The 25,192-nt window shown below is 54.1% G+C and carries 24 protein-coding genes and 2 pseudogenes; 13 read left to right on the top strand and 13 right to left on the bottom strand.

Annotated elements, in window-relative coordinates:
* Nucleotides 1-333: 333 nt before the first annotated feature.
* Both AC1RT6_RS08040 and AC1RT6_RS08045 read right to left on the bottom strand, forming a co-directional pair.
* Entirely contained in the window at nucleotides 334-756 is a 423-nt protein-coding gene (locus tag AC1RT6_RS08040) for a hypothetical protein (RefSeq protein ID WP_472791240.1), read from the bottom strand.
* Between the two features lie 400 nt (nucleotides 757-1,156).
* On the bottom strand, nucleotides 1,157-4,159 hold the full coding sequence (locus AC1RT6_RS08045; RefSeq protein ID WP_493029413.1) for a GTP pyrophosphokinase: 3,003 nt from the start codon (nucleotides 4,157-4,159) through the stop codon (nucleotides 1,157-1,159).
* A gap of 269 nt (nucleotides 4,160-4,428) precedes the next feature.
* Here AC1RT6_RS08045 and AC1RT6_RS08050 point away from each other — a divergent pair, with 269 nt between their 5' ends.
* The 6 genes and pseudogenes from AC1RT6_RS08050 to AC1RT6_RS08075 all read left to right on the top strand — a co-directional run bounded on the left by AC1RT6_RS08050 (nucleotide 4,429) and on the right by AC1RT6_RS08075 (nucleotide 9,663).
* Nucleotides 4,429-4,551 carry a hypothetical protein gene (locus AC1RT6_RS08050; RefSeq protein ID WP_493029415.1) on the top strand — a complete coding sequence of 41 codons (123 nt, stop codon included), beginning with the start codon at nucleotides 4,429-4,431 and terminating at the stop codon, nucleotides 4,549-4,551.
* A gap of 216 nt (nucleotides 4,552-4,767) precedes the next feature.
* Nucleotides 4,768-6,075 (top strand): HEPN/Toprim-associated domain-containing protein, encoded by a 1,308-nt coding sequence (locus AC1RT6_RS08055; RefSeq protein ID WP_493029416.1) that lies wholly within the window; start codon nucleotides 4,768-4,770, stop codon nucleotides 6,073-6,075.
* 185 nt (nucleotides 6,076-6,260) lie between these two features.
* Nucleotides 6,261-6,680: a DUF6641 family protein gene (locus AC1RT6_RS08060; RefSeq protein ID WP_472791237.1), complete on the top strand. Its 420-nt coding sequence runs from the start codon at nucleotides 6,261-6,263 to the stop codon at nucleotides 6,678-6,680.
* Between the two features lie 682 nt (nucleotides 6,681-7,362).
* Nucleotides 7,363-7,501 (top strand): annotated as a pseudogene (locus AC1RT6_RS08065) (IS3 family transposase); the annotation flags it as partial.
* An 86-nt stretch (nucleotides 7,502-7,587) separates the two neighbouring features.
* Nucleotides 7,588-8,163 carry a hypothetical protein gene (locus tag AC1RT6_RS08070; protein ID WP_472791236.1) on the top strand — a complete coding sequence of 192 codons (576 nt, stop codon included), beginning with the start codon at nucleotides 7,588-7,590 and terminating at the stop codon, nucleotides 8,161-8,163.
* 186 nt (nucleotides 8,164-8,349) lie between these two features.
* Nucleotides 8,350-9,663, top strand: coding sequence for a hypothetical protein (locus AC1RT6_RS08075; RefSeq protein ID WP_472791235.1), 1,314 nt, complete (start codon nucleotides 8,350-8,352; stop codon nucleotides 9,661-9,663).
* A 206-nt stretch (nucleotides 9,664-9,869) separates the two neighbouring features.
* Here AC1RT6_RS08075 and AC1RT6_RS08080 read toward each other — a convergent pair whose 3' ends face one another.
* Nucleotides 9,870-10,211, bottom strand: a complete 342-nt coding sequence (locus tag AC1RT6_RS08080; protein WP_472791234.1) for a DUF6998 domain-containing protein — start codon at nucleotides 10,209-10,211, stop codon at nucleotides 9,870-9,872.
* Between the two features lie 346 nt (nucleotides 10,212-10,557).
* Here AC1RT6_RS08080 and AC1RT6_RS08085 point away from each other — a divergent pair, with 346 nt between their 5' ends.
* The 3 genes and pseudogenes from AC1RT6_RS08085 to AC1RT6_RS08095 all read left to right on the top strand — a co-directional run bounded on the left by AC1RT6_RS08085 (nucleotide 10,558) and on the right by AC1RT6_RS08095 (nucleotide 12,783).
* On the top strand, nucleotides 10,558-11,556 hold the full coding sequence (locus AC1RT6_RS08085) for a protein NO VEIN domain-containing protein (RefSeq protein ID WP_472791233.1): 999 nt from the start codon (nucleotides 10,558-10,560) through the stop codon (nucleotides 11,554-11,556).
* A 237-nt stretch (nucleotides 11,557-11,793) separates the two neighbouring features.
* Nucleotides 11,794-12,099, top strand: a pseudogene (locus tag AC1RT6_RS08090) (PD-(D/E)XK nuclease family protein); the annotation flags it as partial.
* Nucleotides 12,100-12,249: 150 nt separating this feature from the next.
* Complete coding sequence (locus AC1RT6_RS08095; protein WP_472791572.1) at nucleotides 12,250-12,783, top strand: hypothetical protein; 534 nt, start codon at nucleotides 12,250-12,252, stop codon at nucleotides 12,781-12,783.
* Between the two features lie 153 nt (nucleotides 12,784-12,936).
* Here the strand turns inward: AC1RT6_RS08095 and AC1RT6_RS08100 are convergent, their stop codons facing one another.
* The 7 genes from AC1RT6_RS08100 to AC1RT6_RS08130 all read right to left on the bottom strand — a co-directional run bounded on the left by AC1RT6_RS08100 (nucleotide 12,937) and on the right by AC1RT6_RS08130 (nucleotide 20,677).
* Nucleotides 12,937-13,638 (bottom strand): hypothetical protein, encoded by a 702-nt coding sequence (locus tag AC1RT6_RS08100; RefSeq protein ID WP_472791232.1) that lies wholly within the window; start codon nucleotides 13,636-13,638, stop codon nucleotides 12,937-12,939.
* Nucleotides 13,639-14,473: 835 nt separating this feature from the next.
* Nucleotides 14,474-15,154, bottom strand: a complete 681-nt coding sequence (locus tag AC1RT6_RS08105; RefSeq protein WP_472791231.1) for a methyltransferase domain-containing protein — start codon at nucleotides 15,152-15,154, stop codon at nucleotides 14,474-14,476.
* Nucleotides 15,151-17,241 carry a DNA cytosine methyltransferase gene (locus AC1RT6_RS08110; protein WP_472791230.1) on the bottom strand — a complete coding sequence of 697 codons (2,091 nt, stop codon included), beginning with the start codon at nucleotides 17,239-17,241 and terminating at the stop codon, nucleotides 15,151-15,153. Before AC1RT6_RS08110 ends, AC1RT6_RS08105 begins: the two co-directional genes overlap by 4 nt.
* Nucleotides 17,238-18,317: a hypothetical protein gene (locus AC1RT6_RS08115; protein ID WP_472791229.1), complete on the bottom strand. Its 1,080-nt coding sequence runs from the start codon at nucleotides 18,315-18,317 to the stop codon at nucleotides 17,238-17,240. The genes AC1RT6_RS08110 and AC1RT6_RS08115 overlap by 4 nt, the downstream gene beginning before the upstream one ends.
* Nucleotides 18,314-18,565 (bottom strand): helix-turn-helix transcriptional regulator, encoded by a 252-nt coding sequence (locus AC1RT6_RS08120; RefSeq protein ID WP_472791228.1) that lies wholly within the window; start codon nucleotides 18,563-18,565, stop codon nucleotides 18,314-18,316. The genes AC1RT6_RS08115 and AC1RT6_RS08120 overlap by 4 nt, the downstream gene beginning before the upstream one ends.
* Nucleotides 18,566-18,817: 252 nt before the next feature.
* Complete coding sequence (locus AC1RT6_RS08125; protein ID WP_472791227.1) at nucleotides 18,818-19,483, bottom strand: hypothetical protein; 666 nt, start codon at nucleotides 19,481-19,483, stop codon at nucleotides 18,818-18,820.
* A gap of 24 nt (nucleotides 19,484-19,507) precedes the next feature.
* The gene (locus AC1RT6_RS08130; RefSeq protein ID WP_472791226.1) at nucleotides 19,508-20,677 is read right to left on the bottom strand and encodes a tyrosine-type recombinase/integrase; all 1,170 of its coding nucleotides are present in this window, start codon (nucleotides 20,675-20,677) and stop codon (nucleotides 19,508-19,510) included.
* Between the two features lie 702 nt (nucleotides 20,678-21,379).
* Between AC1RT6_RS08130 and AC1RT6_RS08135 the strand changes: the two genes are divergently transcribed.
* A complete protein-coding gene (locus AC1RT6_RS08135; RefSeq protein WP_493029478.1) occupies nucleotides 21,380-21,517 on the top strand; it encodes a competence protein CoiA family protein in 138 nt (45 codons plus the stop codon).
* Between the two features lie 206 nt (nucleotides 21,518-21,723).
* Here the strand turns inward: AC1RT6_RS08135 and AC1RT6_RS08140 are convergent, their stop codons facing one another.
* From AC1RT6_RS08140 to AC1RT6_RS08150, 3 genes are all read right to left on the bottom strand, one after another.
* Nucleotides 21,724-21,918, bottom strand: coding sequence for a hypothetical protein (locus AC1RT6_RS08140; protein WP_079445553.1), 195 nt, complete (start codon nucleotides 21,916-21,918; stop codon nucleotides 21,724-21,726).
* Nucleotides 21,919-22,258: 340 nt separating this feature from the next.
* Nucleotides 22,259-22,672, bottom strand: a complete 414-nt coding sequence (locus tag AC1RT6_RS08145; RefSeq protein ID WP_472791225.1) for a VOC family protein — start codon at nucleotides 22,670-22,672, stop codon at nucleotides 22,259-22,261.
* 432 nt (nucleotides 22,673-23,104) lie between these two features.
* On the bottom strand, nucleotides 23,105-23,485 hold the full coding sequence (locus AC1RT6_RS08150; RefSeq protein ID WP_079445551.1) for a hypothetical protein: 381 nt from the start codon (nucleotides 23,483-23,485) through the stop codon (nucleotides 23,105-23,107).
* Here AC1RT6_RS08150 and AC1RT6_RS08155 point away from each other — a divergent pair.
* The 3 genes from AC1RT6_RS08155 (at nucleotide 23,467) to AC1RT6_RS08165 (ending at nucleotide 24,458) form a co-directional block, all read left to right on the top strand.
* The gene (locus AC1RT6_RS08155; protein WP_139372816.1) at nucleotides 23,467-23,682 is read left to right on the top strand and encodes a hypothetical protein; all 216 of its coding nucleotides are present in this window, start codon (nucleotides 23,467-23,469) and stop codon (nucleotides 23,680-23,682) included. The genes AC1RT6_RS08150 and AC1RT6_RS08155 overlap by 19 nt on opposite strands.
* 105 nt (nucleotides 23,683-23,787) lie before the next feature.
* Entirely contained in the window at nucleotides 23,788-24,015 is a 228-nt protein-coding gene (locus AC1RT6_RS08160; RefSeq protein WP_493029424.1) for a hypothetical protein, read from the top strand.
* Nucleotides 24,012-24,458, top strand: a complete 447-nt coding sequence (locus AC1RT6_RS08165; RefSeq protein ID WP_079445549.1) for a hypothetical protein — start codon at nucleotides 24,012-24,014, stop codon at nucleotides 24,456-24,458. The genes AC1RT6_RS08160 and AC1RT6_RS08165 overlap by 4 nt, the downstream gene beginning before the upstream one ends.
* Nucleotides 24,459-25,192: the final 734 nt, after the last annotated feature.

The following is a 25,192-nucleotide window of genomic DNA, read 5'->3' on the forward strand; positions in this document are numbered from 1 at the left end:
CTAGTCGCGCGCGGTGCCTGTCTGATATCGGCGTATTCGGCCCCATAAACTTCCGCGAAGTTGGTGACAAGGTGCGTCACAGTTTCGGGAAGAAACTTTGTCGACGCGGTAAGTCGTTCTTCACACATTTTTGAGACTCCGTTCAACCTTCGCCGAATAGTCCCTCTGAGATTACCAAAGCCAAACGCTAGACGCGGTTAATTCGATCAGTCCTTCGCTAGCTCGTTTCATGCTGTTGTTTTGAGGAGCTTCCCCAAGCGGCCATGCATCCCTCGGCTCTCATTCTTGCCGGTTGGCAGGCGCAACGATGTTCGCGCGTGAATTCCTCGTTGCTCAGGCTGACATCAGTAAGTGTCGGGTGATGCATCCCTGCGAGGCCTTGCCATCGGCGCAACGGACTTCGCAGCCGTCGTCTCCGTATCTCCTATTGTGCAAAATATTTGCCAACAAGAGATTAGGTGCAACTGCTGTGACAACCAACGTGTCGTCTCTGCCTAAGTGCAAGGCTATAAGGCCATGATGATCCTCAAAGGACGTCGACTTTGTAGAGATTGAGATGCCGAGATCAACGGACTTATAATCTTCTGGCAATTCGAAGTGATCGGTTATTGGTTTATCCGAGGGCATAAAATCTATGATTCGTGAAAAGCCATCTCGAGGATTGAGGCGACCGGTCGGCCCAAAAGTTAACCGCAGGCTGACCACAGTCGGCTTCTCAATAGCCAACTGGGTTGCCGAAAAAAGCAAAGTAAACATTATTTGTTTCGCGTGTCGCTACGACCGTCATATTGCCGTTCAAACTTAAGGCATGAAATTTTCCTGTAAAGGCGGCGCGGCCCATTATGAAAATTCACTGAATGCTTTTTTATAATAAGCTCCAACAGCCTAGTAGAAGCGATCGAATAAATTATGCAATAAAGTAAACGGCTTATGTGAACTGGTGATAAAATGGACCAAGTATCATCAGTTCTTGAGTAACGAAGGTTTATTTCAATAAAACGAAAATCACCGCTCGCCTTTACGTACACGAGCGCGAAACCATCGAAGGACTGCTCCTTTTTCGCGTCGGCCTTTTCCAGTTTGTCCTCGTCATCACCACTTGCCGGCAATCAAACCATCGATGTTGACCTCGAAGATCCTGCGATGGAATTGCCGCTCAGCTTTCGTCACCATCATCGTATTGAAGCTCTCTCAGCATCTTTTCCTGTTCGGCGCGCCGCAGTTCATCTGCGATACGGGTATCAAGGCTACGAATATGTTCGCGAGCAAACGCCTGCACCTCGGGTCGCGGGTCTGTGAGCCAGGGTTCAATGAGGACCTTCTTGCCACGCATGGCTTCAGCGAAACCAAATTCTCCGGTCACGATCCCGGTGCTGTCGAAACTCGATTTGACAATCGACATTCTGGCTTGATCCTCGGGATATTTCGCAATGATGCGTTTGAAAACCTCATGGGTCGCCGGCTCGCCATGATAGTTCTCCATCACAGCCAGGACGAAGTCAGCGTCAGTCTCAGTTCCGGTGGTGACAAGGCTACAAATCTCGTCAGACAATTCGGGCTGGAAGTGAGAGAACGCGGCACTCAGAAGGCGCCCGCCGTTGAAACGGAATAGTATGCGGTCTTCTCCATACCAGCGGCGCACCGTTGTGACGGCCAGCTTGGGATCTTTCGATAACTCCTGCTCCAGCCCATGAAACCGATATGGAAGAGCCTCGTACCGGTTCTTTGCCCGTCGTTCCGTTCGCCGACCGAGTCGCTGGCCGAAGTAGTCGAAGACAAGCGGCATATAACGGCGGGCAATTTGCGACAGCATCCGTTCGACCTGATACTCGATCCTAGGCACCTCGACGAGGTTGTCCAGCAGCAGCTTGGCCTCGTCCCGCGTCAACGCCTCAAAGAATGACAGCGCATGATCTGCGAACCAAGCGCCCTGGGTCCAACGTGCGTCTTTCCGCGCCGTCAGGTACGAGATGGCCGGCGTAAAGAACTGGTCGTTCGCGGGAACGCTGTCTCCTGGACCGGCTTCGATTGCAAACAGAACGCATTGAATAACGGCAATATCGTCGGCGCTCGCTATCGCGCGGTCTAAGACCGCTTTGATCATGTCCGGTCGCGGCGGCTTCAATTCCCGCCAATGTAGCGCAATCGACGCTAGATTCGTGCCCTCCGCCAGATATCCGTTGACACACTCCTGCCAAATGCCTGCGGATCCTTGAAAAAAACCGCTCAGAATTGCGGGCAAGAAAGAGAGAAGGTCATCGCTTGCGTGAACCAACCTCCGTTTCACAGTCTCGGGCTTGGCTCGCGCAAGGTTCGTCAGAAACTTTCTGAAGATCGGAAACGTGGCTCCGTCGCCTGACTTGGTTGACGCGCAACGCTCGATGAAAAGGAACCATTCGGCTTCATTGTCTGGTGAGATATCCCGGACGAACCGCTCTGACTGCCCGGTGCGAAATGCCTTGACCTTCTGGTAGTCGCGATCTTCGTCGTCCCAATGCTCCGGCAGCACAGTTTCAAATCCGACGAGCATCTTGTAGCGCACATAGGTCTGATCGGCGTTGATGCGGTCTCGGAACTGTCGGATCGCCACGATCAAGGCTTTGGCGACGTCGCGGCATCCAAATCTGTCTTGCTTATTCTCCGCGATTTCGCGCGCCCGATGATAGTCGAACAGATAGTTGTACTCCATCGACTCTCGCAATTCATAGGACAGAGCCGCCACACCGTCTTTGAAGAACTCCACGATCCGACGTGCATCCGCCATCGTCAGCGCGAGCAGATCGTTGGAGCATTGTACCCGGGACGATGGTCTGGTTGCCTCTCGAAGGGCCGATATCACTTCACGACGCTGGGTCTCGGATGTGGAGCGCTTGAACAGATTGAAAAGGCCCGTGATGGCCTTATCGCGGATCGTCTTCACGTCGGGCAACGCCGGCAATGACGCGCTGCTCAGGGTGACAGCATTTGCTTTCCAGGTTGTGCCGTTTATGTCGGATTTCAGTGCGGCCTCGTACACGGCGATGATGATGGGGCGAACCACGTCCTGGGCTTCGCCGTCGAGGGTCTCGGCGGCATCCACCAGAATTGACTGGACAGCCGCTCCCGCTTGCTCCCACACCTCAATGTCATACTCCGCTAGCCGCATGACGGCATCCAGGATGGCCTTGCGAATCTGCTCGTCGGGCTCGTCACGAAAGAGTCGGCACAACGCATGAAAAGTGCGCTCGATATCGACGTAACGAAGCAGATCGAATATGTCGACGACGGCTTTCGTGACATCCGCCGCCGTCTTGCCTTCCAGTTCACCGAAGGTGGTTTGGATCGATTGCGGGGCCGTGGTCCGTGCCTTTGACACGACTGACAGCAACGGATCGATCAGGTCGTGATAAACCGCGGGCACGTCATCGTAATTTGGTAGCACGTGATCCTTCAACGACGTCAGGAGTTCGAAACGTTCGTTGTTGTCTGAGGCTGCTTGAATCGCAGCGAGAATGTCCTGATCGAAGAGCTCCTTGCCTTGTTGAAGGCGCTCGTAATCATGCTGAACGCGCTGGAATTCGTAACCTGCCGGAAGCAGATATTTATCCATGATGCGATTGAAGCGATTGTTGATCGTCTCCATTGCTTTAGTGCCGAAGCCGGCCCGTGGCCTGTGCTTATAAGCAATATCGTGAGAGGTTTCGGACCATGCATGATTCAAGATTGTTTGAACCTGAATCTCGCATCTCATTCCCCGGAATTTTGCGTATTCGGGCAGCTTGGCGCGATCGTCTTTCAAGCGGGTGGTGTAATGAATGGCACGGTAACGCCGCTTCTCATTCTCATTGGTCGGATGGTGAACTCGGGTAGCGCCGCGCTCGATCTCGAAGTTCTCGAAGATCACGCGCGCATTCAGAAACCGATTGACGTCTGTATTTGTGTAGAAAATCAGCCGAACGCCGGCGAGGTCGCGGCGGTCGTTTTCGATAGTGTCAGAATCCAGTTTGCCGCTCTCCGCGAGGCGATCCTTCAGGCTCTTCGGAGACTTTGCGCGGTGCTGGATGGACTGCGGCCGCGGTCCATCGCTCGCGTCGATCGCCTTTTCGAGTATCGATGCGAGGGTTTCGGCAAATTCGGCATAGAGCTCATAAAATTCACGTTCATAGTCTTCAAACGTCATGTAACCCCCGTCCCCCGCAGGCTCTGATGGGGAAGAATGGTTGGTGTCCGCAATGGCGGACGAAATGGTTTTCGTTGAAGAGCCTGTTTAGGCCGTCATGCTGCCGTATATTATCGGGTTGTGGACTGGCGTCGACCAATTTCGGCCGACAGGCTGAGAGTGCCACGGTCACTACCTGAATCCCGCGTTTTGACCCCGATCTTATCGAGATGGCGATACGAGGCTTGGATATCACATGGCTTCGGTCCATTGGGAACCATTGGACAATCTTGACGATCGGCGCCTTCTACCTCAAGTCGACTGTGACGTTAGAAGCGGAAGTGCACCTCCTCGTGAAACGTTATCCCGGAGGTCTCGATCTTACCCGAAGCAACGAGATACTCGATTATTGACCGATCCCGATCGACGCCAAGGACGATGTGTGCGATCTGCAATTAATCGGTTTGCAAGTCGCGCCAGGCGGGATGCGACAGGAGGTCGAGGCGGTTCTGGTTGGCGGGAAGTTCGGCACTGGGCCTTCCACATCCGCGATGCCATCGGGGAGGTAGATTGCTCGGATACACGCTGCTGTTGGTGTCCGAGATCTTTGAGGGGAAAATATCAGAATTATGGGTACCTCTATCGAACTTAAGGTGAGTAGCGTCACGCTCGATTATGCCAAGAATAACATGGGGAACGACTACGGTTATCTCTTTCAGGAGGCGGACTTGGCGCGCCGGCTATGCGACGGGATAAACTACGACTACTACGGCGATCATCCCGATGAAGAAGAGAGTCTGGCAGCGAGCGAACTCGCCTTCGTCCGTCCATTGTCACGGATCACCCCAAGATTGGAACTCCTCGGCCACACACTGGAGAGCGCCCGGTCAGAATACGAGGCTGTTGTCGCTGACGCTTGCGAAATCACAGAGGTGGTGTCCAAAGGACAGCGAGGTGAGTACCTGACGTTCGACGAGTTTTGCGCGCTTGCGAATCTCTTTCCGTTAGCGTGTCTTGCGGACACGTATGTCGAATACGACACTGTTGACCGGGATCTCGTTTCTCCTGGTCGCTTTGCGGAGCACGCAGAGCGATTTTCTCGCATTCCTTGGACTGAAAGAGGCGATTCCTATTGGTCAGAAGCGAGCTACCTGTCGTCGAAGGTGTGCATCCTCAGCGCGGAGTCGATGCTGCTAATCTTTGCTCTGGACCCGCGGAACGCCGACGCTGAAGTGATGTGGCAGTTTGGCAATATAGTGGACGCAGGCTGGGTCGATCGCGAAGCAATTTCTGCTGGGGCGCGACGAGACCAATCGATTTTGGTCGCGACGGAAGGCGCTTCAGATGCTCGCATCTTGCGTCGCGCAATCGACTTTATCCGCCCCGATGTGGCGGACTTCTTTCGCTTTATTGATGGTGAAGAGCGGCATCTTTTTTGGGGGACAGGCAACCTTGTACGGTTCGCCGAAGGGCTGCTGCGGATCGACATCCAGAATCAAGTGCTTTTCCTTCTCGACAACGATGCGGAAGGGATCGAAGCATATCGCAAGCTCAATGAATTGAAGATGCCGGTCAACCTGCGCGTGATGGTGTTGCCGGACGTCGAGGAGCTTCGAAGCTTTGCAGCACTTGGTCCAGAGGGGCACACCAATTGCGACATCAACGGGCGAGCCGCCGCGATTGAGTGCTACCTCGATCTCAATCTGCCAGGCTTTCCACCGGCGCAGGTGGTTTGGAGCAACTACAAGCGTGAAATGGGGTTGTGGCATGGCGCCCTGGAGCACAAGGAATCGTATGATCGCCATTTCATGAAGCAGGATCTCCAGACTTTAGCGTCAGGGCACTACGACCTTTCCAAACTTAATCAGGTCTTGAAAGCATTGGTCGCCGAGGCCTCACTCTTCAAGCGGCCAATTCGCTCGGGGAACCTTCAATAGTCGGGAACGTCGAGGCTACTCAACGTGAGGCGGCGTGTTGACTATTCGGCATTGATGGTCCTCAGCGGTTCTCCTTCAGGTTCTCCACCGTGTTTTGTCGACACTGCGATTTTCAAACAGGCCAGTTACAAGCACGGGCGCGATGTTAAAACGGGCTGGGTTTGATCCAAACACGGAGAAACCCAATGCCAGTCCTGAAGTCCCTGTCCTTCACTGCCATGCCCAAGTCCGCGAATGATCCGGTCCATATCCGGAGGGCAAAATTCATCGAAAAGCTGGAGGAGCAGAAGCTTCTGCTCCAAGATCCTGGCTACGTCCGGACCATACAAAGGATGGCTGAGGTGGATGGCCAGAAGCAGCCCGTCGTTCACCGGCAGAGGATTCGGCCTTGGTGGAAGATGGATTCTACCGGCCAGATCATCATGTCGGTCAAGTTCGGAGCCAAGCCGATTGAGTTCGAGAAGGGCAAGGCCGGGATCGCCGTCCCGTCGAAGGACAAGCTGCCGACGGTGATCAACACCCTGATCGAAGCCGTCCGCGCGGGTGAGATGGACGACCTCTTCGCGAACGCGAGCAAATCACGACCAGCCATCGGGAAAAAATAAGCCCATTCGAAAAACCGGGAGGGCCGACCCTCCCATTTTCTGGGCTTCTGGAACGTCCAGATCCTGAGCTAGGGGTTTCCCTTATCCCTCAGCCATCGGACGTTCCGGGGAGTCCTGGAGACGAGGGAAGCCTTGGGCTTTCACGATCCTGCCTTTAGATGGTAAGCTTAGGAATCATGCGGATCGGGGAATCACGTGCATCGCGGATTCCCGCCGACACAGGAATCTAGCGCTTGCTGCCCTGCTTGGGATGGAAGCTGAAGTAGTCGGCTGGCTCAACGCCGAGGACGTCGCTGAGTTGACCACGATTTCCAGCCTGATACATCGTGTCAATCCTGAACGAACCCTGAGCTTCGATACTTTTTCCGAAAGTCGGCTTTCGTACTTGGATTTCTGCGGAGAGGCACAACTGCGGGAATCTGCTATGGACGGCCATCGACGACCAAGGACATACATTGCGCCGTGATGGTTCGGAATGCAGTGCGTCTGATGACCGATTCCAGACTCAAAGTGCACGCCTCAGCATATGACGGGCGATATTTATCTCGTTCGGTTCATGACACACGAAGCCATCCTGAAATCCCGGAGATGGAATTCCCTATTCCTCAGTACTCGGACGTTCTGGGATGTTCTGAGGATGAGGTAAGCCCGGTTTCTTCATCCGGTCCCGGCCCCTCCTCGGCAAACTGAGTTGCGCATTCGGCTGAAGGACCTGGCAGCCAACCGGATCCGCTACGGTTATCGGCGTCTCTATGTCCTGCGGCTGCGCGAGGGCTATCGCTTGAACCACAAGGCGTATTTACCGACAGCATCGCGAAGAATGCAACAGTTGAATTGAAGGTAGATTGCAGCTCAGGAGTGTGCTTCACTCAAGCTGATATAAAACCCAGTTTGGGAGGAACACGAAATGTCTGAGCATCAGTGCGGGCCAGCGTATGCAAAAGGCTTTTTCCAGGGGGTGCGTGATGCGGTGATTGCGTCGTGTGTGAGCGGAAAATATTTGGTTTCTTGCATAGATCACGAAACCGACCTCCTTGGAATCGATTTTGAAACATCAGCCGGCATTACTGTTGCAAGAGATGGGGTACTTGTGACCGAGTTTGTAGATCGAAAGTCACTCGGCGCACGAACCGATCTCAGAGCATATAAATGGCTTGGATCAACGCCAATCTGTTACCTTGCAGAGGGGGCATTGCCCGAAGCACAATTTGATGGGCCCAAGGTGGACCAACTTCTTTTTCAATCTCTCGAAAAATTGCGAAGCAATTTGACGGAAGATGGGAAGAAGTACGCTCTTGTCAGTAGAGCTATCTTTACCGCCGGACTTAATTTCTCAGGTGACACTGACGTTGTAGAAGGAACGATAAAAGACGGAAAAGTGTATCACAGGATCAAAGCTGGGGAAGCGTTTCCCGCAGGTTGCGAATGTTGCACCTTCGATGACGATACAGGTGATTGCTTAGGTACATGGTGCGATGAGTAATGCCTAGGAGGTTCGTAAACTTAATTTGCTAGTTCAGTAACACCTAATAGGGTGATGATTGGCGTTGGGTGGGACATAGTCTCATGATGTCCAGCAACGCCAATCAATACGTCGGCCTTTTTCGTCGGCAACCGAACACCTTGATGTGTGCCGGAAATCGGCCACGTAGGAATCGGAGGAGGCGTGATGAGATCCTTAACGCTTGCCTTGATTGCAGCGATTGTTGCTTGCTCAAGCGCTTTCGCCAATTCCTGTCAACAATTTTCTGCAAGCACAACAATGGCAAACGGCGTGCCTGCCGCGCAGTGGCGAACCGACTATCCGATTAAGTATCCAGACGCGCGTGTTAAGCAGACCTGGGAGTTTTTTGATTTTCACACCCAGCCCATAGATTACATGAACGCTGTTTTAAAAGACGCGAGGACGTCATTCCGCATTTCAAATCGAAAACTGGTCGGCACCGGACAAGAACCATGGTGGATTTCCGAATGGCTTGACTACGGAAGTTCAGGGCGTGAGCCGCTGATGGGTCTTACAAAAGAGCGCGGACCCGATCCAGGTGATCTCTCGAAAACAAGCAGAGATGGTTATCAAGTTTGGGCCGTGGGCTTTTATAATCGAGCGGGCGCTGCTGTGCTCGGAGATGTCTTTGATGAACCGTGCAATCCATCTCTGCCCGTCGCTATAAAATTTCCAGTAGGTACGGCTTCTATCAAATTCTTGTTCACCGACGCGTCCCCCGACGAGGTTACTTATCTACAGGGTGCGCCAGAGTACGATGCTTATATTGACCCGCTAGGGTCCGGAGTTAGTGCGCATCCCGCGAAAGAGCGCTCCAGTCGCCCCGTACGACTTTTGCAAGTGGATATTTCCGTAAAGGTTAGGGGATCGAGCGAAACGGGATGGGTGTTTGGTACGTTCGTGTGGATAGGCCCCCCGAAGGGTGACCGGTTGTTCGACAATTTGGTTCCAGTGTCACTTCAGTGGGGCAATGATCCAGAGGTGTACGACTCTTCCGTGAAGCAAGGCTGGATAAATCAAGATCTCCGCCTTGTGACTTACGGTTGGGACAAGCGTCCCACTATGGGTTTTTTGGGTCGAGCCAACGGACCAGCGGACAATATTCGTTCCTCCTGTCTGTCTTGCCACGCTGCGGCTCGAACACCTCGTGCCTCCATTGGCATTCTCGATAACCGATTTGATATGAACGACGTGACCGATACGAAGAAAGTCAAAGCTCACGTCGACACTTGGTTCCAAAACATCAAAGGGGGCCAGCTATTTCAACCGTTCGAACCCGCGGCATCAGCGCTGGACTATTCTCTCCAACTTGAGGCGGCGATATTTCGCATGTGCAGAGCCTGTCAAACGGGAGACCTCCACGGTTCTACTCCCAATGTCTGTCGGACCAGTGGGCTCTACAATCGAGCCATTTGCAGTGCCCCTATTGAGGAAGGAACCAAGCGCGAGCTTGAAATGATGCCCCCACCTAGGCAATGAAGTGGTTGACTATAGCGCTAAGGATCACCATTCGAGCGGCATCGCAACATTCAGTCGCTCCTACGCGGCTAATGAAGTTAAGACAACTGGCCGTACGCCCGGAAAATCTAAGAAAAGGGTAAGTTGGCTCCAGGGCTGAGGACAATGGACGGTCCAGAACCCCGGGCTATAAAATGTGAAATAGGATACTTTTCGAGATACGTGCATCACCGGCTGAAAGCCCCCGTAGTAGATCTCCCACAATCTCCGTTGAGTTCAATAGAGCAGAGGTCAGCCTCCCCGCGAAATCCGATCTGAGTAGCCGATAAGTTCGCCTTGACCTGCACGGTCTTCCCATCAGGTGTCTTCGCGTCGTAACCGTTTGCTCCAGGTGGTACCGGCGTCAGTCCGGAAGCCTCAACCGCGATGAATTCCCCGTAGTCACGAAGAAGATTTCCCAGCCCAGCCCACTTGAACTGTGGGGCAAGGGACTTAAGCGTTCGCTGAGATGCAAATAGCGAGGCAAGTACGCCCTTCATCGCCTCGATACGCTGTTCTTTCGAGATCATGCCTTCTTGCCCATTTGGGATATGCGAGCTTTCGTAGGCTTTTGGCGGATCTTGAGACTTATAGGGGACATTGTTGGAAAGAGTAACGGATGGATTAGAGTTGTTTGTAGATCGATTTATCTGGTTTGTTGATTGATTGTAGTTATCCAGTCTAGTCGTAGTGTCGTAACTGGATACTACAGAACCCTCTCCGATCGAGACGAGGTATCCAGGACCGCCTGGCGTGCGATCCATTCATGGATTGTCTTCAGGGATTTTTTTGGTGACGCTAACGCTCTGATGCATCCGTATTTTTTTCTTCTATATAGCATGAGCGTAAGTTGGGATTAGCTCCTGGGAGAGCCGGATGCCGGATTCAATTGTGTTTGTGAACATTGGTTGGATGGTGAAGTATGCCGGCATATCAACTACGGATCCTACGATCGGAGGCCATGGCTATCTGAAGGGAAACAGCTTCGGTCATGAATCGTGGAATTTTGCGCCACTGCGTGGCAAAGTTTATGGATATGTCCCTGGATCAGCACGCTTCAATTTGAAGAACTTCGGAAAATTGGCGAGCGATCATTACGCAGACGGCATAACGGTAGTCTGGATCGCTCGAAATCCGCGAAACGGGGCGACCTATATTGTCGGTTGGTTTGACAATGCACGCGTATACAGCGAGCGCAATCATATTGAGCTAGAGCGGAAGAGTGGCGTCACCGTTCACTATCAAATTGAAGCCACGGCCTCAGATTCTAGGCTTCTAGAAGTCGAACAGCGCCAGTTTATCATCCCCACCGATAAGAAGGTGGGCAACCTTGGTCAGAGCCCTATTTGGTATGGGGGAACAGACGCCTTCAGAAATTCTGTTCGGCTATACCTCAATGAAGGTCGAGTAATCTCAAATCCCAAGCCAAAGGGAACGCGTGGATCCGCACGCCAAACCGACCCAGAGTTACGAAAGAAAATAGAGCTGGCGGCAGTTCGGCACGCAACCAGCTTCTACCAATCAAAGGCTGGCGGCAATCGAACCGTAGAGTCCGTCGAGAAAGACGGTGTTGGTTGGGACCTCAACGTCACTGCCCCAAACGGAGAAATTTTGAAGGTTGAGGTAAAGGGACTCACCGGAAGCGCTGTTGTAGTCGAATTGACGCCTAACGAATTTGAGCAGATGCAGTCGATTGAGCATCGACAGGATTATATCATTTACATCGTGACGGATGCTGGAACTGAGAAGGCTGTCAGTCACGTATTCTATCACGACAGGGAAAACAGTAGCCGAGATAATCTGATATGGGCCGCTGGTGACGGGCGGGTATTGAAGATTCAGCCGCGGACTGGTGCTCGCTTGTCGATTAGGTAACCAGATTGGGGATGTCCGAAGAGCCTGCCGGTATTTTAACGTTGGTGGGGCCAGTAGGGGCACACGACCCAATGCTTCTGCGCCATGCTCCCAAGATTAAGAGGCGGCCGAATGAGTTCTGTCTACGGGAGACTGTTTAAGTATAGAGGCCGTGAAAGACGCTCGCCGCTTGAGGATTTCCTGAGCGAAGCTATCGCGGACCTCTTCAATCGCATGTCCATAGAGCAGCTTAGCGAAATGGTAGGAGAACTCTTCGTACCTCCAGCGCTGCTGCCACACTGGCAAAGTCTCGTTGCGAGGTCGAAACGTATTCGGATGGAAACACAGTATCCAATAAAATCCGGTCGCATCGACTTAGTCGTAACTGTGGATGAGCACCCAACGATAGCGATTGAGAATAAGGTCGGCGCACCAATCTCAGAAAGATCTCACGACGATGATCAGTTAACTCGGTACGGATCGTGGATACAGTCAAAAAAGCGGGAGTGGTCACCCGCGATCGTATGTTTGCTAACGCACCTGACCCAGCCTAACACCGACTTTTATATAGAGAGGAACGGTGGAGCATCTCCGCACGTAGCGAAATGGAGCGGGGTGGCGAACGCTTTACGAGGTCTCAGTAAGAGATCTCACGTATCGTCTGAGATACGAACGCTTTGTGCAGAATTAAACATCTTTTTAGCGGAGAAGGGTATGGCCGGTGAATTTGCGGGACGAGACGAATTTGCTGCTGCAATCATATATCTGCGCGCTGGCGAGCGAATGGACCATACCTTCCTTACGATTTATTCTCATCTAAAGTCCTTAAAGGGTGTTTTTACCTCGGGCGAAGCGGCCAAGGAGATGAGCCTTGAGTTTGCGACAAAAGATAGCCTGATATGGGGATGGAAATATCTTATCCATCCCAGCCTGTTTGGATTGTTCTTCGCTTACGGAATCGCGCTCGATCCAGCGGGTACGTTTAAGAACGCCGAAACTCCTATTCACGACTCAGTGTTCATCTGCATAGGCGCGGAGGACAAAAGAAGCGTCGCTTCATTAAGAGCATCGCAGGACATTCTTCAGAAGCCCTGGACGTATGCTGAGCTGAGCAACTGGTCCGCGGTCATTTCATTCAAGCCGCTACATGAGTTTATAGTTGAACCAGAAAGATTTTCTCAGCGGATGATCGAATGGATCGATTCGGAGGCCGCTTATGTCAATACTTTCGCTGGAAGTCTAGCCTAGCGGTCTTTGTGGCCTTGTATCAGCGGCGGCTTTCATTTTCACGGCTCCATATCTGGCGGACCCTGGGATCTGCAGCGGACATTGATGGAAGCAGTATCCGTTCGATCAAAATGGTTTGTTGATCGATTTATCTGGTTTGTTGATTGTTTGTAGTTATCTGGTCTTGTCGTATTGTCGACTGGATACTACAGAAACCTCTTCGATCGAGACGAGGTATCCACGACCATCCGGCGCGCGGCCCATCAGCGTTTGCCAGATCTGATCCAGAGTTGCGATCTCAGCGAACGAGAGCGCTCGCTCGTCCGTGACTGTATCCGCACCGTATTCTTTTCGACCAAGGCCCTTACGCCAAATGCTCGCTTCAAGCTGGTCAACAGGATCGCGCCCGAAACCCGGATTGTATCGGAGAGTTTCGTTTCCGCCCTTGGTGATGTATGCGGCGATGTTCGCTAGGTTCTTTGTAGTTGAGTTTTTAGCGAAGAACGACTTCACCTCGACCTGATAGCCCGAACGAGACCAGAACGGCGATTGCTGAAGTCGATCCCGGATCTCGTCGTCCCCTAATGCTGAGTTACCGTGATCCATCACTCCATGGATATGGATGAGTAGACACTTATCAAGAATACCCTGGCCAGAATCGATCAATCGTTCAAGCACAGTCAGCTTTCTCGATTGATTGTCTTTTGAGGCCTTGATCCTCCGCATCAGGTCTAAGCTAACGACTTCGACTTCAACTGCACCGAGGAACCGCAGCCCATCGGATGCAAGCAGGCGGTGTAGCTCCTTCTCCATCTCGGTCACCGCATCGATAGCTCGTTTCTCATCGACCGGCACGACCGAGTGCAGGATCGTCACGAGCCGAAGGTCTGACTGGTTCTTGCCCTGATCAAAGGCTCTGCGGAAGTCATCGGTCAGGACCGCTGCGTGCGATTTGGATACCTTGTCATGAAGGATCGATCCGGAATCACAGCATCCGGCTTGAGTGAGCCGCGTCTTCTTGTGGGAGCCAAGGTCCGGTCGCATGATTGATCGGAGCGCCCGAAAACGCTCGACTGATGTTTCCTTTAGCCTTTGGAGATGTTCGCTGATCATCCCATATTTATGGCCATAAGACCCATCTTAGATTAGCTCATGGCGCTATCCTGAGTCGCAATTCCGAATACGTCTGTCCAATCTTGGAAGGCGATATCGATTTCGTCCCGCGAGGGTGGTTATTTGATCGGATGATCATGGATTTCCTCGGTTCCTTTCGAGGGTATACCGAGTTCTTCTTGAGTCGGTGGACTTCGGCACTCACGGAGCCAAACATAAAGGCGCGCTTTCACCGGGCAATATTACATCGACTATTCCGCCGTGCGGGCGCGATGGGCTAGGCGTGCGACCACGCCAATATTGGCCGGCGCTAGCTATCTTTCTAACCGTGAACGCTATCCCAGTTCGCCCGTTGCGCATTGGCCATGGCTCGATGGAAATTATCTCCGCGGCGAATCCTGCAGCTTTGTAACTGGATTCATGAAAACAAAGCCGGCCACCAATAAGCGATCTTGGGTCGCCGTCGCGAATGGTCCAACATTCCGAAAGATAGAGCCCTTCCTTTCGGTTAATTGCGTGCAGTCCACGATAGCCGAGTCCTTCGCTGTGACAAATAATATGTATGGCTTTCATAGTTTTCTCTCAGTTGCAGAATCGTTCACTTCAATGCCAACAGGGCAAGGAATGGGAATCGTCCCCAGATGAACTCAATTTCTCGGAATCCAACCGTCTGTAAGATGGTTCTTAGTTCCAAGTCGGTGAGCAGCGTCATCTGGCCGCGCAAGCTCCGCTCCTTTGCTAGGATCTCATCGGCTCTGAAGTCCTGCTTTAGTTTGAAGTCATAGTAGGGAAACGTGAGCGCGTCCTGCAGCCGCGATGTGCTAGCAAGCAGTTTTTCTGCGATGATAAGCGCGCCACCCTCGATTAGGCCGCTGTACAACCGTTGTAACAGTGATACCTTCGCAGAAGGCGGAATGAACTGGAGCGTAAAAGCGAGACACGCTAAAGATATATTCCCGAACTCGAATGACCGTGCGTCACAAGCCTTGAACTGAAGGTCCTTGGTCTCAAGTTTCCGCCAATGGCTTTTAAATTTCGGTTCGTTGTCGACGCCCACGTAATTGACGCCGCGTCGAGAATTCCCGACGTTTCTTCTGATAGCAGCAAGCAAGTCACCGGTTGAGCAGCCGACATCAACCACGGTTGTACTGCTTTGCACGAACCGGCGCGCATAGCCGGCGCACTGGGGAGTAAGTTCTCCGTAGCCGGGAATGGACAAGCCGATGTGTCTATCGAAACTTTTGGCATGCGCGGCAAATGAAAAGTCTCGCGGACTCATTTTACTTTCTCCGCGTATGGCCGCAGTACGTGATTGTAGATGCTCTCGGCGATGGCTTTGGTGAGTAAAGGGGGAACCATTCGACAAATGCGCTCGGTGGCCTGCGCTAGGGTTCCTGTTAGGATGAAGTCATCCGGAAGACCGAACAAACGCTTTAACTCTGGGAGCGTGAATTTACGGTCCTCTACGGGATGAACGGCCCCTGTCAGCCCATCAGGCTTCTGTCCTGTCACCACCAGCGTGGGCGCAGGTAAATCCCACGCACATCGCGTCAGTGTGAACTGCTTTGTGTAGCCGGGAATCACTTCGCACAATCTGGTTAATCTCTTAGGATTTCTTGGCAATAACTGAATGGACCGTCCTAGCGAGGTCGTTGATGCAGACGCTATCCAAGGCCAGATATCGGCTGGCGATTGAAGAAGATCGGCCAGTGCGGAACGAATGCTCAATGCGTTATGGGTCGGGGCCGGGAAGAGACGGAGCACCGCCTCGTCGCTATCGATACCAAGCGCTTTTCCGATGTCTGCTCGGACACCGATGATGAATAATCTGCGTCGCCGTTGAGCAACCCCAAAATCACTCGCGGTGAGCACAGACCAGTTCAAGAAATATCGGCGCGACGACCTATCCGGACCAATGTATCGAAGTGCATCCAACACTCGTACGAACACCTCTTGGCCTCTGGTAGCAAAGGCCGGTACGTTCTCCATAACGAGTGTCTTTGGTAGGACCGTCGTTGCCAGCTTTACAAACTCGAACGGCAGCGAAGCAATATTTCTTTGTTTTACGTCCGAATAGGATCGGAGCACGTGTGGGCTAGATATCCCGTTTCCGGCGACGCTGAATTCGCTGCACGGCGGTGAGCCGTCGAGAAGATCGAGTTCGCCCGCTTCCAAACCCGCCTCAATAAGAAAGATTTTTATGCTCTCAGAGCTTCGGACGAGATCCCGGATATCGCGTGCATCGATTGGGCAATGTGGGAAGTTTGAAGAGTAGGTTCGTCGCGCCTCTGGCACGAATTCGCTCGTGATAAGTACTTTGGCGCCAGCTAGCTGATATCCAAGTGAGGAGCCGCCGCCTCCAGCGAATGTAACAATTGCCGTGAATCGCCTCGTACGCGATGCTTTCTCGACGTCACTCAAAAGGTAGCGTGTAAATCCGCCGACCGTCGACGTCCGAACAGTCGCTTGGAGTAAGGGCGCTATTGTCTCGAGCTCGGATCGAAGCTTATCTTGCTCCCTGCCAACCTCTTTACCCCACCTGTGGCATAGAGCTGCAACGGTTGAATACTTCCTGTCAAAACGATTGATCTTCGGATTTGACAACAGTGACCGAAAGGCCAGATGAACGCCGCCGCCTTTTTGCAGGCGGACACCCACCGGAACAGCGAATTCCGGCAAACCGGCAAGCTCTTCTGCGAATGCCTCGCGCACGACCGGCTTCTTAGGCGGGCATAGCTCTTCATGAGTAAATCGACGAAAGTAATCTCGGATTGAGGGGTCGAGATAAGGATCGAGCAGCCGTTTCCCATACTTGGCAGCTACACGAAGTGCATACCACCACGTATCGCCCGATCTTGAATCGTATAGTTTTGCAACGCTCGCGTCCACGGTCGCGTCGAACCGCTTCTTTCGTTCGGCGGTCGAGGTCTCCCTCCGAAGCGCTGCTTGCTGCAGAATAACTTTTCTCGTGTTGCCGAAGTAGTCGTCTGCATTGAACCCTGTCCAGACCTCCCGTTCGCGAACGCATTTGAGCACGTGAAGGAGGACATAGGTGCATTCAAACTGCACCTTTTTCTTGCAGCCAAACTCAACTGCTAGCCGGATGAAATCGGAACCCAAGTCGGACGGGTCGATGGTAATGATCGTGAGTTTCCAACCATAGTGGCGCGCCAGTTGTTCAACCTTGGCGCGTTCTTGAGACGGATATCCCTTGATCTCATACGTATACGCGTGGATTGTCTTGCCGGAGCGCGCGAGAGCGAGGCCGGTGGTTAGGCTATCGAGGCCGCCCAAGAGTAAGGCGACGCTTTCATCTTGGCTTTTGGCTTTAATCTGAGCGACCAGGAGATTACGCAGGGAAGTCATCGCAAGCTGGGCCTTTCAGCCCATGTCTGCTCCCCGACAAGCGAATGCCAGCCCGGCGAGCTCTCAACAGCGAAGATGTGTAACTTGTTCGAAGCATTCGGCGCTATTCGTGCCGCAAGAGTCAGGATATCGACCGGCGCAGCTCTCTGCTGCCACAGATCACCCGGTAAAAGCACAGGATTGTCATGTCCGCGCTCCGCGAGGATTATAGCATCGACATCGCTTACGTCCGGATGCGTTGGCGTTGAGGCAAGTACAATTCGAGAAACTCGGCCGAAGCCGCATAATGGAAGCAAGACATGCGCTATTGTCGGAAAATCTTTGACAGAGACAGCGACAAAAGCGATTGCCTTGGCCGCAATTCTCTCATGTATTTGAAGGCATTCCGCGAGCGCGGCTGAATTTGCATATACGTCGCTTAATCGTCGTATGTCCGAGAGACTTGGCGTTGCGACGAGCAAATCGAAATCATTCCCACAGACACCGAACGGTTGGCCTTCGGGCTGACCCGTAATGGTAGAGGAAAAAGTCGGTTGAGGCGTATTGTGCTTCTTTGGCTTTGCCTCACGCGCGATAGCATCCGCGGTCAATTCACCATCACGTTCATGAATTAGGGCAATGCACTTTGCTAGAGCATCAACGTTTCTAAACAACCGCTTATAGAGAAGAACGACCTCGTACAGAGTGGAAGGGTAAGGCACCAGGTATTCGCGAATTCCGTCACGAAGGAGGACGTCTCCATGATCTCCGATTGAGCCCAACATAGAAAGCTTCGGTATCGATAGCCCGAGATGCGCTTGGCTTGCCGGGAGAATGAACCCCTTAACCAATTCCGCGATGAATATATCAACGGTATCTCGATTATTTCTGAAGCGAAGAACTGCCTTGTTAATTGCGATGCACGCATAGATCACATGCTTGGTCCCCGCGCCAAATCCTGAAATAACCAATCGTGCGATTTGCTCCGCAGACTGGTTTTCGGAATTCGAAAAAAGTTCCACAGCACACTGTGCGGAGCCAGAGGAACACGGCGCCGCCATCGCACAAGAACTATCGTTGCGGTTGGCACGGGTCATTTCGACCCCCGCTTCATGCATGGATCGTCGATTCCGCTTTCAATAAGCTTGGCAATATCTTCAGCGCGCCACGCGGTCGTGCGCGGACCGAGCTTAACCGGCGCGGGAAATCGGCCCGACTTAACGCCAGCCCACCAAGTTGAGCGAGAGACCGGAATGGGACCATTCGGCGCGAGAATGGTGTTGAGACGACGAAGACCAGGGCGGCCCTGTGAGAGGGGCCGGGTTTCTTTTTGTGAGGATGACATTCCGCTCTCTCTTGGTGACCGGGATTGGTCGAGAACGGATATGAGAACTACACACAGAACGGCGTGGTTCAACACGGCGTTGTGGGAGATATTGGTCCGGCAAAGACCTCAATAAATCCCACGCGATCAGCTAGGTCGGGAGCGCATGGAGGAACGGTTTTAACATATCAGGCGCAATACCTAAGCTGCGCTTTGATCTCTTGATCCCCTTCGACCAGAACGGGCACCAGAATCACCATTGGCAGATCGTCCCTAGAAATTATTACCTTTGTTTGTAATGTGTTCTTTAAGAGCCGTGTCAACAGTTGCATCAGCTACAGTCGGATAGGCAATCCTGGCAATCTCGATCACATATTCAAGTCCGGTACACTTCGATCGATCCGACATTCGGTTTGTCGACCGTTTCAGGCTGGTATTGTGTTGCTCGAAGAGGAGTTCATCCAACTTGGAGACAAGCTCCCGGAGTGGGCCGTAACCCTTGCGACCACGGCCCCGTTCAATGCGCTCTTCGGCCATGCCCAATAAGTCGTCGGCCTTGTCGAGAGTGTGGGCTGCAAATATTAGCTGCTTGCGTTGTTCAGCAACAGACTGGTCGAAATATAAGGCTCTTCCCTTGAATAAGTCCGGATTCTCGGAGAGCTCGAACAATGCAATTATGAGTTTTGGGATAAGCGCACGTGCTTTTGCGATGTCTTTCTTGGTGTCGGGGTCGACTGTTTGGTGAATGAGGTCTTCCCAGTAATCGCGCAACGCGGAATCAATCTTAATGCGGGCCGCATCTTCGAAGCCAGAAATTGACTTTATATTGTCCCACTCAGCATCAGTAAGTCTGGTTCGCAGTATTCCAAAAAGGTGTTTGAGCTCGAATTCGAACTCTTCCTCGCTGAGAAATTTGTGTGGCTGCAGTGTTGGTGGCATAATCACCCCTAAGGAATAAAACGCTCATTCGGCAGCAAATCGTGACCATGCTTCCATAAGCTTGCAGCGCTTTTCGAGAAGGTCACCGCGCCGGTAGGCGGCTTCCGTTTTATCCCTGATCGCGTGAGCCAAAGCCAATTCACAAACGTCTCGCGGATAATTCGTGGTCTCAGACGCCCAATCGCGGAACGCCGATCGAAAGCCATGCGCCGTGAAGCCCACTTTCATTCTGCGTAGGATCATTAAGAAGACCATATTCGACATTGGCTTATGCGCAGATCGGCCCGGGAAGACCAAAACCTCGCTGGTTGAGATCGCCTGAGCCGATTTTACGATCGTAAGAGCGCGCGGTGAAAGTGGTACGCGATGCTCCCGGCTAGCCTTCATCCGTTCGGCTGGAATCGTCCATATCGCTTGATCCAAGTCGAACTCAGACCACTTGGCACCGATGACTTCACTGGTCCGCGCAGCTGTGAGGATTAGAAATTCGAAGGCGAGCCGAGCAATTTCGCTGGTCGCCACGGTCTGCAAGGATCGCACGAAGTCGGGCACCTTGGCATACGGGACGGCGTCGAAGTGGGCTTTCTTGCCATTCTGTCGCGGTAGACCCCTCGCCACGCCATCGACGGGATTATCTCCCGACCGAAATCCGGCAGCCTTCGCCCAGTCCATCACCGTCGATATCCGCTGCCGAACTCGACGAGCGGTTTCTGCCTTTGTCAGCCAGATCGGTGTGAGTGCTTTCATAATGTCGGCGGTCTCAACCCGATCAACGCGGGTCTCTCCAAAGACGGGAAAGACGTAGGTCGTCAGCGTATTGATCCACTGATCGGCGTGCTTTGCGTTCTTCCAAGCATCCTTGTGGTGTTCGAGCGTTGCTTTGGCCGCATCGGCAAAGGTCGGAATTATTGCCTCAGCCTTGCGACGAAGCTCTAAGGGGTTGCCGCCTTCGCGGGCAAATCTCCGATACTCAGCTGCCTTTTCTCGCGCGACGGCCAAGGACACCAGTCGGAGGCCACCGAGGCCGATGTCACGTCGGCGTCCGTGGACTATGGTTCGGAGAACCCAACGCTTGGCCCCAGTTGGATCTACGATAAGATAGAGCCCATTGCCGTCGGCGTATCGGCCGGGGGTCGAAAGGGAATTGACCTTTACAGACGACAGAGCCTTTTGAGGATGTTTGCCGGCCTTCATACCACAATCCATACCACAAAATATTTGGGATGGAACGGGATTTGACAGTATGCACTCGGACGATCAGTTTGCCTAAGTTATTGAAATAAATTGAGAGATCGGACTATCTCGGATTAGGCGGGACTTCAATCCGAAGGACTCCCTCTCCGCCATATCGCATTTAAAAATAACGATATTTTGGATTTTTCAGATATGACCCCCGGATATACCCCCATCGCCTGCAATCGATCTGGTAGGTTCTTCATCCTGAACCTCGCCGCCCCACCTCACCACGATGCAAATTATTTGACCATACTACGGTTGAGAACTACGGTCCCGACCCGGTATCAACGCAACCGCGATCCGAGGCACATGCTGCATTGTTCTCGCGAGCTTCACTCCGGGTTAACCAGGTCATCCCCAGCCCGGCGGCGCGCGGCACGAGATGTCATCGAGATGATCGAACGACTCACCACGCTTCCAGCGCGGCGAACTCCTCAAGCGGCGCATCTTCGGCGACATCGCTTACCTCGTTACCGCCTTTAGCCTTACCTATTCGAGGACCCGATCCAGCGGACCTCTTATAAAGCGCAAGAGCGCGATGGAACCAAGTTACCGCCGCTCAAGCACCACACCCACAGCGCACTTGGCTTAGCCTTGCCTTCACAGCTGTGAATCGCCAAGAGCTTACTGCCCTCAGACCGTGCCATCTTCAACACTCGGATCGAAGCGGCGCAGGCAGCCAAGGGGCCAGCCTATGCCTGCCCAGGCTGCGGCGAGCCGGTGACCCTAGCGAAGGGACGCATTTGGCGGCCGTATTTCGGGCATCGGCCGGGCGGTCTGCAGCTATGCCGCGCATGAAACATCACGGGCCAAGGAACTTGGCCACCGCCTATCGCGCGCAGCCTATCGTGCGACGTCGAGGCGGAGGTTTTGTCGATCGCCGGCGATCCCCGCTCAGACGTGCTGCTGCCGTCGGGTAGGCCAATCGTGTGGCTTTCGAGGGGCAGCATAGTACGCTCGACTATACTTCTCCCATAGCAGCTGTCTCCTCAGGGATATACCGCTTACGAAGCTGGCTCCTCATCGCTCGGGTCATCACTACCAAGCAAACTATTGTACATGGCGTCCGTGAATGGCCGCATAAACTCATAGATCTGGCTGTACTGGTCTGCTTTCAGGAGATGATAGGCCTCATCGAGTTCGATCACTTTATCGAAACGGAACGTCGTCGGCGCTTCCACGGCCAGTATGACCTGCATGTCAGCCGGTAATTCGTGGCGATGTACTCGATCATGACCGGTAGGTTAGTGGTGTCCTGTCCTTGTTGCTGGGGTGAGTCTATGACTGCAGGCATGGAAAACGAACGTATTCACTTCGCGAAGTCTGCCAGAGAGCCGCGTAGTACGCCAAAATCGACCTCGGCCCGCCGCTCCCGGAAAGCTTTGGGCGGCTGGTGAGCTTCGTTCCCTTGGACTCAACGGGCGGCATATTGAGCGCCTGCAACGCAGCCGCATAAGACGTCCGGAAAATAGCGAGGATAAGCGCCGCGACACCCAATGAACAAGGCCCCGAGTTTTTTCGGGGCCTTTTCTTGTCGCTTCAAGCGGCAATCGCCGTCGTTACTGTCTGCCGTTCGACGAGCCCCCAGATATGGCCATCCGGATCGAAAAGGGCCGCCACCCGCCGACCGGCGGTGTCAGTCTCGATTCCATTTCGGACCGTTGCACCGGCGGCAATCGCAGAACGAACTGCTGCATCCAAATCCGGAACGGTTAGGTTCACGATTGCATTCACCGCGCCGGCGGCCTTCGGAAAGAAGGGACCGCCGCGCTGCGGTTCCTGTTCTCGCTTCGGGTTTGCCCCACACACGTTAAATGTCGAGCCGCCAAGGCGCATCTCCACGGCCGAGAGACGGCCATCCTCGTTATGCGTGGCCACCTGCTCGGCGCCGAATGCGGCCCTATAGAAATCCGCCGCGTCCCGCAGCCGTTCCAACTCAACAAATAGGGTCAATCCCAAGTCCATGTCGTGCCTCCATCGTCAGAATCCTGTCGGTCAGGATACGCCTGATTCGACGTCCTCAGTCCCTCATTGTTGACACGACGTTGCGGTTTTCAGCCCCTTCGTGACCGCTTGTCGTGTCATTGCTCGACGAATTCGCCAACATGGCTTGTGCAGTCGTTTTGAGTGAGCGGAATCTGAGAAAGCCAGCCATGGTGTCATACGCTTCGCTCCTGACCCCAAGCTGGTGAGGCGGGAGGAAACCTCCCCCTTAACCCCCACCAAACGGCTTCCCGCAGCCGTTTGCGTTGCCGCCGTATGACAACATGGGTTGTGCGTTATTCAAGCCGACGTCACACACCATGGCTTGTCCGGCTCGCGCACATCGTAAGATAGCATGGCTTGTTCAAAGCCGCCGGTGGACTCATCCTCAGTGACATCGTTTCACTGAGTTGGTGCCATGCCTTCAATCCTGTCCGTCCGTCTCGATCCCGCGACATCCGCAGCACTCACCGCTGCGGCCGCATCGGCCGAGACGTCGGTTTCAGGTTTCGCCCGCACCGCGATCATCAAAGCCCTTCCGGATCGTGCAGGACTTCCTGCGGTACGTCCGTCGCCGCCGTGGCCCGCCTTGTCGGTGAAGTCGGCAAGCTCACCGGTGCAACGGTTCAGATCGCGAAGGCTCTTCGCGAGATCGGGCGCGCTCCGGGACATGCCGCTGCCGAATCCGTTCTCCAGGATATCCGCGCCACGCAAGCCGACCTTGTTCGCATCGTTGACCGCCTTCGAGCGGTGGATGTCGCCGCATGATCGCAGGCGCCACACGCGGCACCGGCGGACCCGCCTTGACTGATGAAGCGATCGCGGCCACGGTCGTTAAAGCGCGTGATGCATGGGACGGCAAAGTCTATCTCGACGGCGACTGGACCCAGCATGAGCAGGACCGTCTATGGATCGCCGCGCAGCGCGCAGGCGTCGAGATTCAGAATTGCGAACCGTCCGCTTCCGCACAAGCTGCTTGAAAACGCGAACACGAAGCCGTCGCGACGACCACGCGAACGATTACGTCGGCACGGTCTGCCGTCGCCGCCGACGTCAAGACCGCTGCGGGTGGCGATCTTGAAGCTTTGAACCGCCTTCCGAAGCCGCTCCAGGCTTTCGTGATTTCGCACCTTGACGACGACCAACGGAAACATCTGTCGGCGCAGGGCGTGGCGTACATCATCCCGGAGCTGGATCGATTCCGCAGCCTCGGCAATGACGAGCCTGCCGAATTCGAGCGCCGTGGAGAGCGTTTCTCGCCACCTCGGCCGCGCCATCCCGACCGCGATGCTAATGGATTCGACATTCGATGACGGTCGCTCCGCACATCCTCCGGCGCTACGTGATCGACCGTGCCAGCGGCCGGACGCCGCGCCATGAGTGGGCTTACTACGCGCCAGACCTCGCGGCCTGGATTCGCACAGACGAGACGGCGGCCCGGCGCCATGAGCATTGGCGCCGTATCCGGAAAGCCGGACAGCCGTGGTGCGACGTCATGGGCCACCAGACCGCAGTTGCCGACGACCTCGCCTTGCGGATGTTTTTCCTGACTGTCTCCGGAGACGACTGGCCGTCCCTTGCCGCCGCCGTCCGGGAGCACTCCAAGCGTTGCCTCCGCGACTGGACTGCTGCGGGGCAACACCTCATGGCAGCAGTCACGGGCGCGACGGCTGCCGTCATTCCGGATACGCCGGGACCGCTCGACGGATGGCCCGCAGCACGCGGAGACGGCCCCCGCAGCCTCCTGCCGCGTTGAACGACGGGGGTCTTTCTCCCGTGGGCAATCATCCCAGCCGCCCCGCCGACCCCATCCAATGCGCGTTTAAACCTGTCTATTTTTGGAACACCTTCATTGGAAACTCGAAAAACGGTATCAAAACAGCGAAATGACGTTCCGGGAAACGGCAGAGGCTTGCCACAATCTTAGAAAACGGTGCTAAATTACCGAAATCTTCATTCCGCGGAATGGCTGCGGGCGGTTGCGGCGTAGCGGATTTGTCAGTTATCGGACGTCGGCCTCCCGGAACGGCAGGAAACATTCTCTCCGGTAGTCGCCGACGAGATTTGATTCCTAGGCGTCCGGAATAATGTTCCCTGTGAGAATAAGTTTCGGCCGGGGTTCCCCGCACTCACCCCAGTTCGATGCTTCGGACGGCACGACGCGGGCCACGGGTCCCGCGCCTGGACGCTGCGCGTCCACCGTCCTCCCGCATAGAACCGGGGGCCCCGTCGCGCGGTGACGTCGGAAACGCGCGCAAGGCCCCTCCGCTCGACGTCCCGCCCTACGGGGCCGGACGGTGAACAAGCGTAGGCGCGCGTTTCCGTCGTCAACCCTCGGCCTGATTCCGCAATTGTTGACAAGGTTTCGGAAGGCCGTTTACATCGCATTGGTACACAAAGCCAATGTCGCGGTCGAAGAAGTCATTACTTTTCAGGCGCTTACGAGGATGACGGTTCGAATCCCACTCTCTCCGCCATATCAGATTGAAA

The organism is Nitrobacter sp. MLSD-S21 (genome assembly GCF_058809865.1).

Bases quoted from the DNA above. Each gene is read 5' to 3' on its own strand.
- AC1RT6_RS08125 (WP_472791227.1), bottom strand. From the start codon at position 19,483: ATGCCACCAACACTGCAGCCACACAAATTTCTCAGCGAGGAAGAGTTC.
- AC1RT6_RS08055 (WP_493029416.1), top strand. From the start codon at position 4,768: ATGGGTACCTCTATCGAACTTAAGGTGAGTAGCGTCACGCTCGATTAT.
- AC1RT6_RS08070 (WP_472791236.1), top strand. From the start codon at position 7,588: ATGTCTGAGCATCAGTGCGGGCCAGCGTATGCAAAAGGCTTTTTCCAG.
- AC1RT6_RS08120 (WP_472791228.1), bottom strand. From the start codon at position 18,565: ATGTCATCCTCACAAAAAGAAACCCGGCCCCTCTCACAGGGCCGCCCT.
- AC1RT6_RS08075 (WP_472791235.1), top strand. From the start codon at position 8,350: ATGAGATCCTTAACGCTTGCCTTGATTGCAGCGATTGTTGCTTGCTCA.
- AC1RT6_RS08115 (WP_472791229.1), bottom strand. From the start codon at position 18,317: ATGACCCGTGCCAACCGCAACGATAGTTCTTGTGCGATGGCGGCGCCG.
- AC1RT6_RS08060 (WP_472791237.1), top strand. From the start codon at position 6,261: ATGCCAGTCCTGAAGTCCCTGTCCTTCACTGCCATGCCCAAGTCCGCG.
- AC1RT6_RS08165 (WP_079445549.1), top strand. From the start codon at position 24,012: ATGACGGTCGCTCCGCACATCCTCCGGCGCTACGTGATCGACCGTGCC.
- AC1RT6_RS08105 (WP_472791231.1), bottom strand. From the start codon at position 15,154: ATGAGTCCGCGAGACTTTTCATTTGCCGCGCATGCCAAAAGTTTCGAT.
- AC1RT6_RS08045 (WP_493029413.1), bottom strand. From the start codon at position 4,159: ATGACGTTTGAAGACTATGAACGTGAATTTTATGAGCTCTATGCCGAA.
- AC1RT6_RS08085 (WP_472791233.1), top strand. From the start codon at position 10,558: ATGCCGGATTCAATTGTGTTTGTGAACATTGGTTGGATGGTGAAGTAT.
- AC1RT6_RS08110 (WP_472791230.1), bottom strand. From the start codon at position 17,241: ATGACTTCCCTGCGTAATCTCCTGGTCGCTCAGATTAAAGCCAAAAGC.
- AC1RT6_RS08095 (WP_472791572.1), top strand. From the start codon at position 12,250: ATGGCCGGTGAATTTGCGGGACGAGACGAATTTGCTGCTGCAATCATA.
- AC1RT6_RS08130 (WP_472791226.1), bottom strand. From the start codon at position 20,677: ATGAAGGCCGGCAAACATCCTCAAAAGGCTCTGTCGTCTGTAAAGGTC.
- AC1RT6_RS08140 (WP_079445553.1), bottom strand. From the start codon at position 21,918: ATGCAGGTCATACTGGCCGTGGAAGCGCCGACGACGTTCCGTTTCGAT.
- AC1RT6_RS08040 (WP_472791240.1), bottom strand. From the start codon at position 756: ATGTTTACTTTGCTTTTTTCGGCAACCCAGTTGGCTATTGAGAAGCCG.
- AC1RT6_RS08080 (WP_472791234.1), bottom strand. From the start codon at position 10,211: ATGATCTCGAAAGAACAGCGTATCGAGGCGATGAAGGGCGTACTTGCC.
- AC1RT6_RS08155 (WP_139372816.1), top strand. From the start codon at position 23,467: ATGATCGCAGGCGCCACACGCGGCACCGGCGGACCCGCCTTGACTGAT.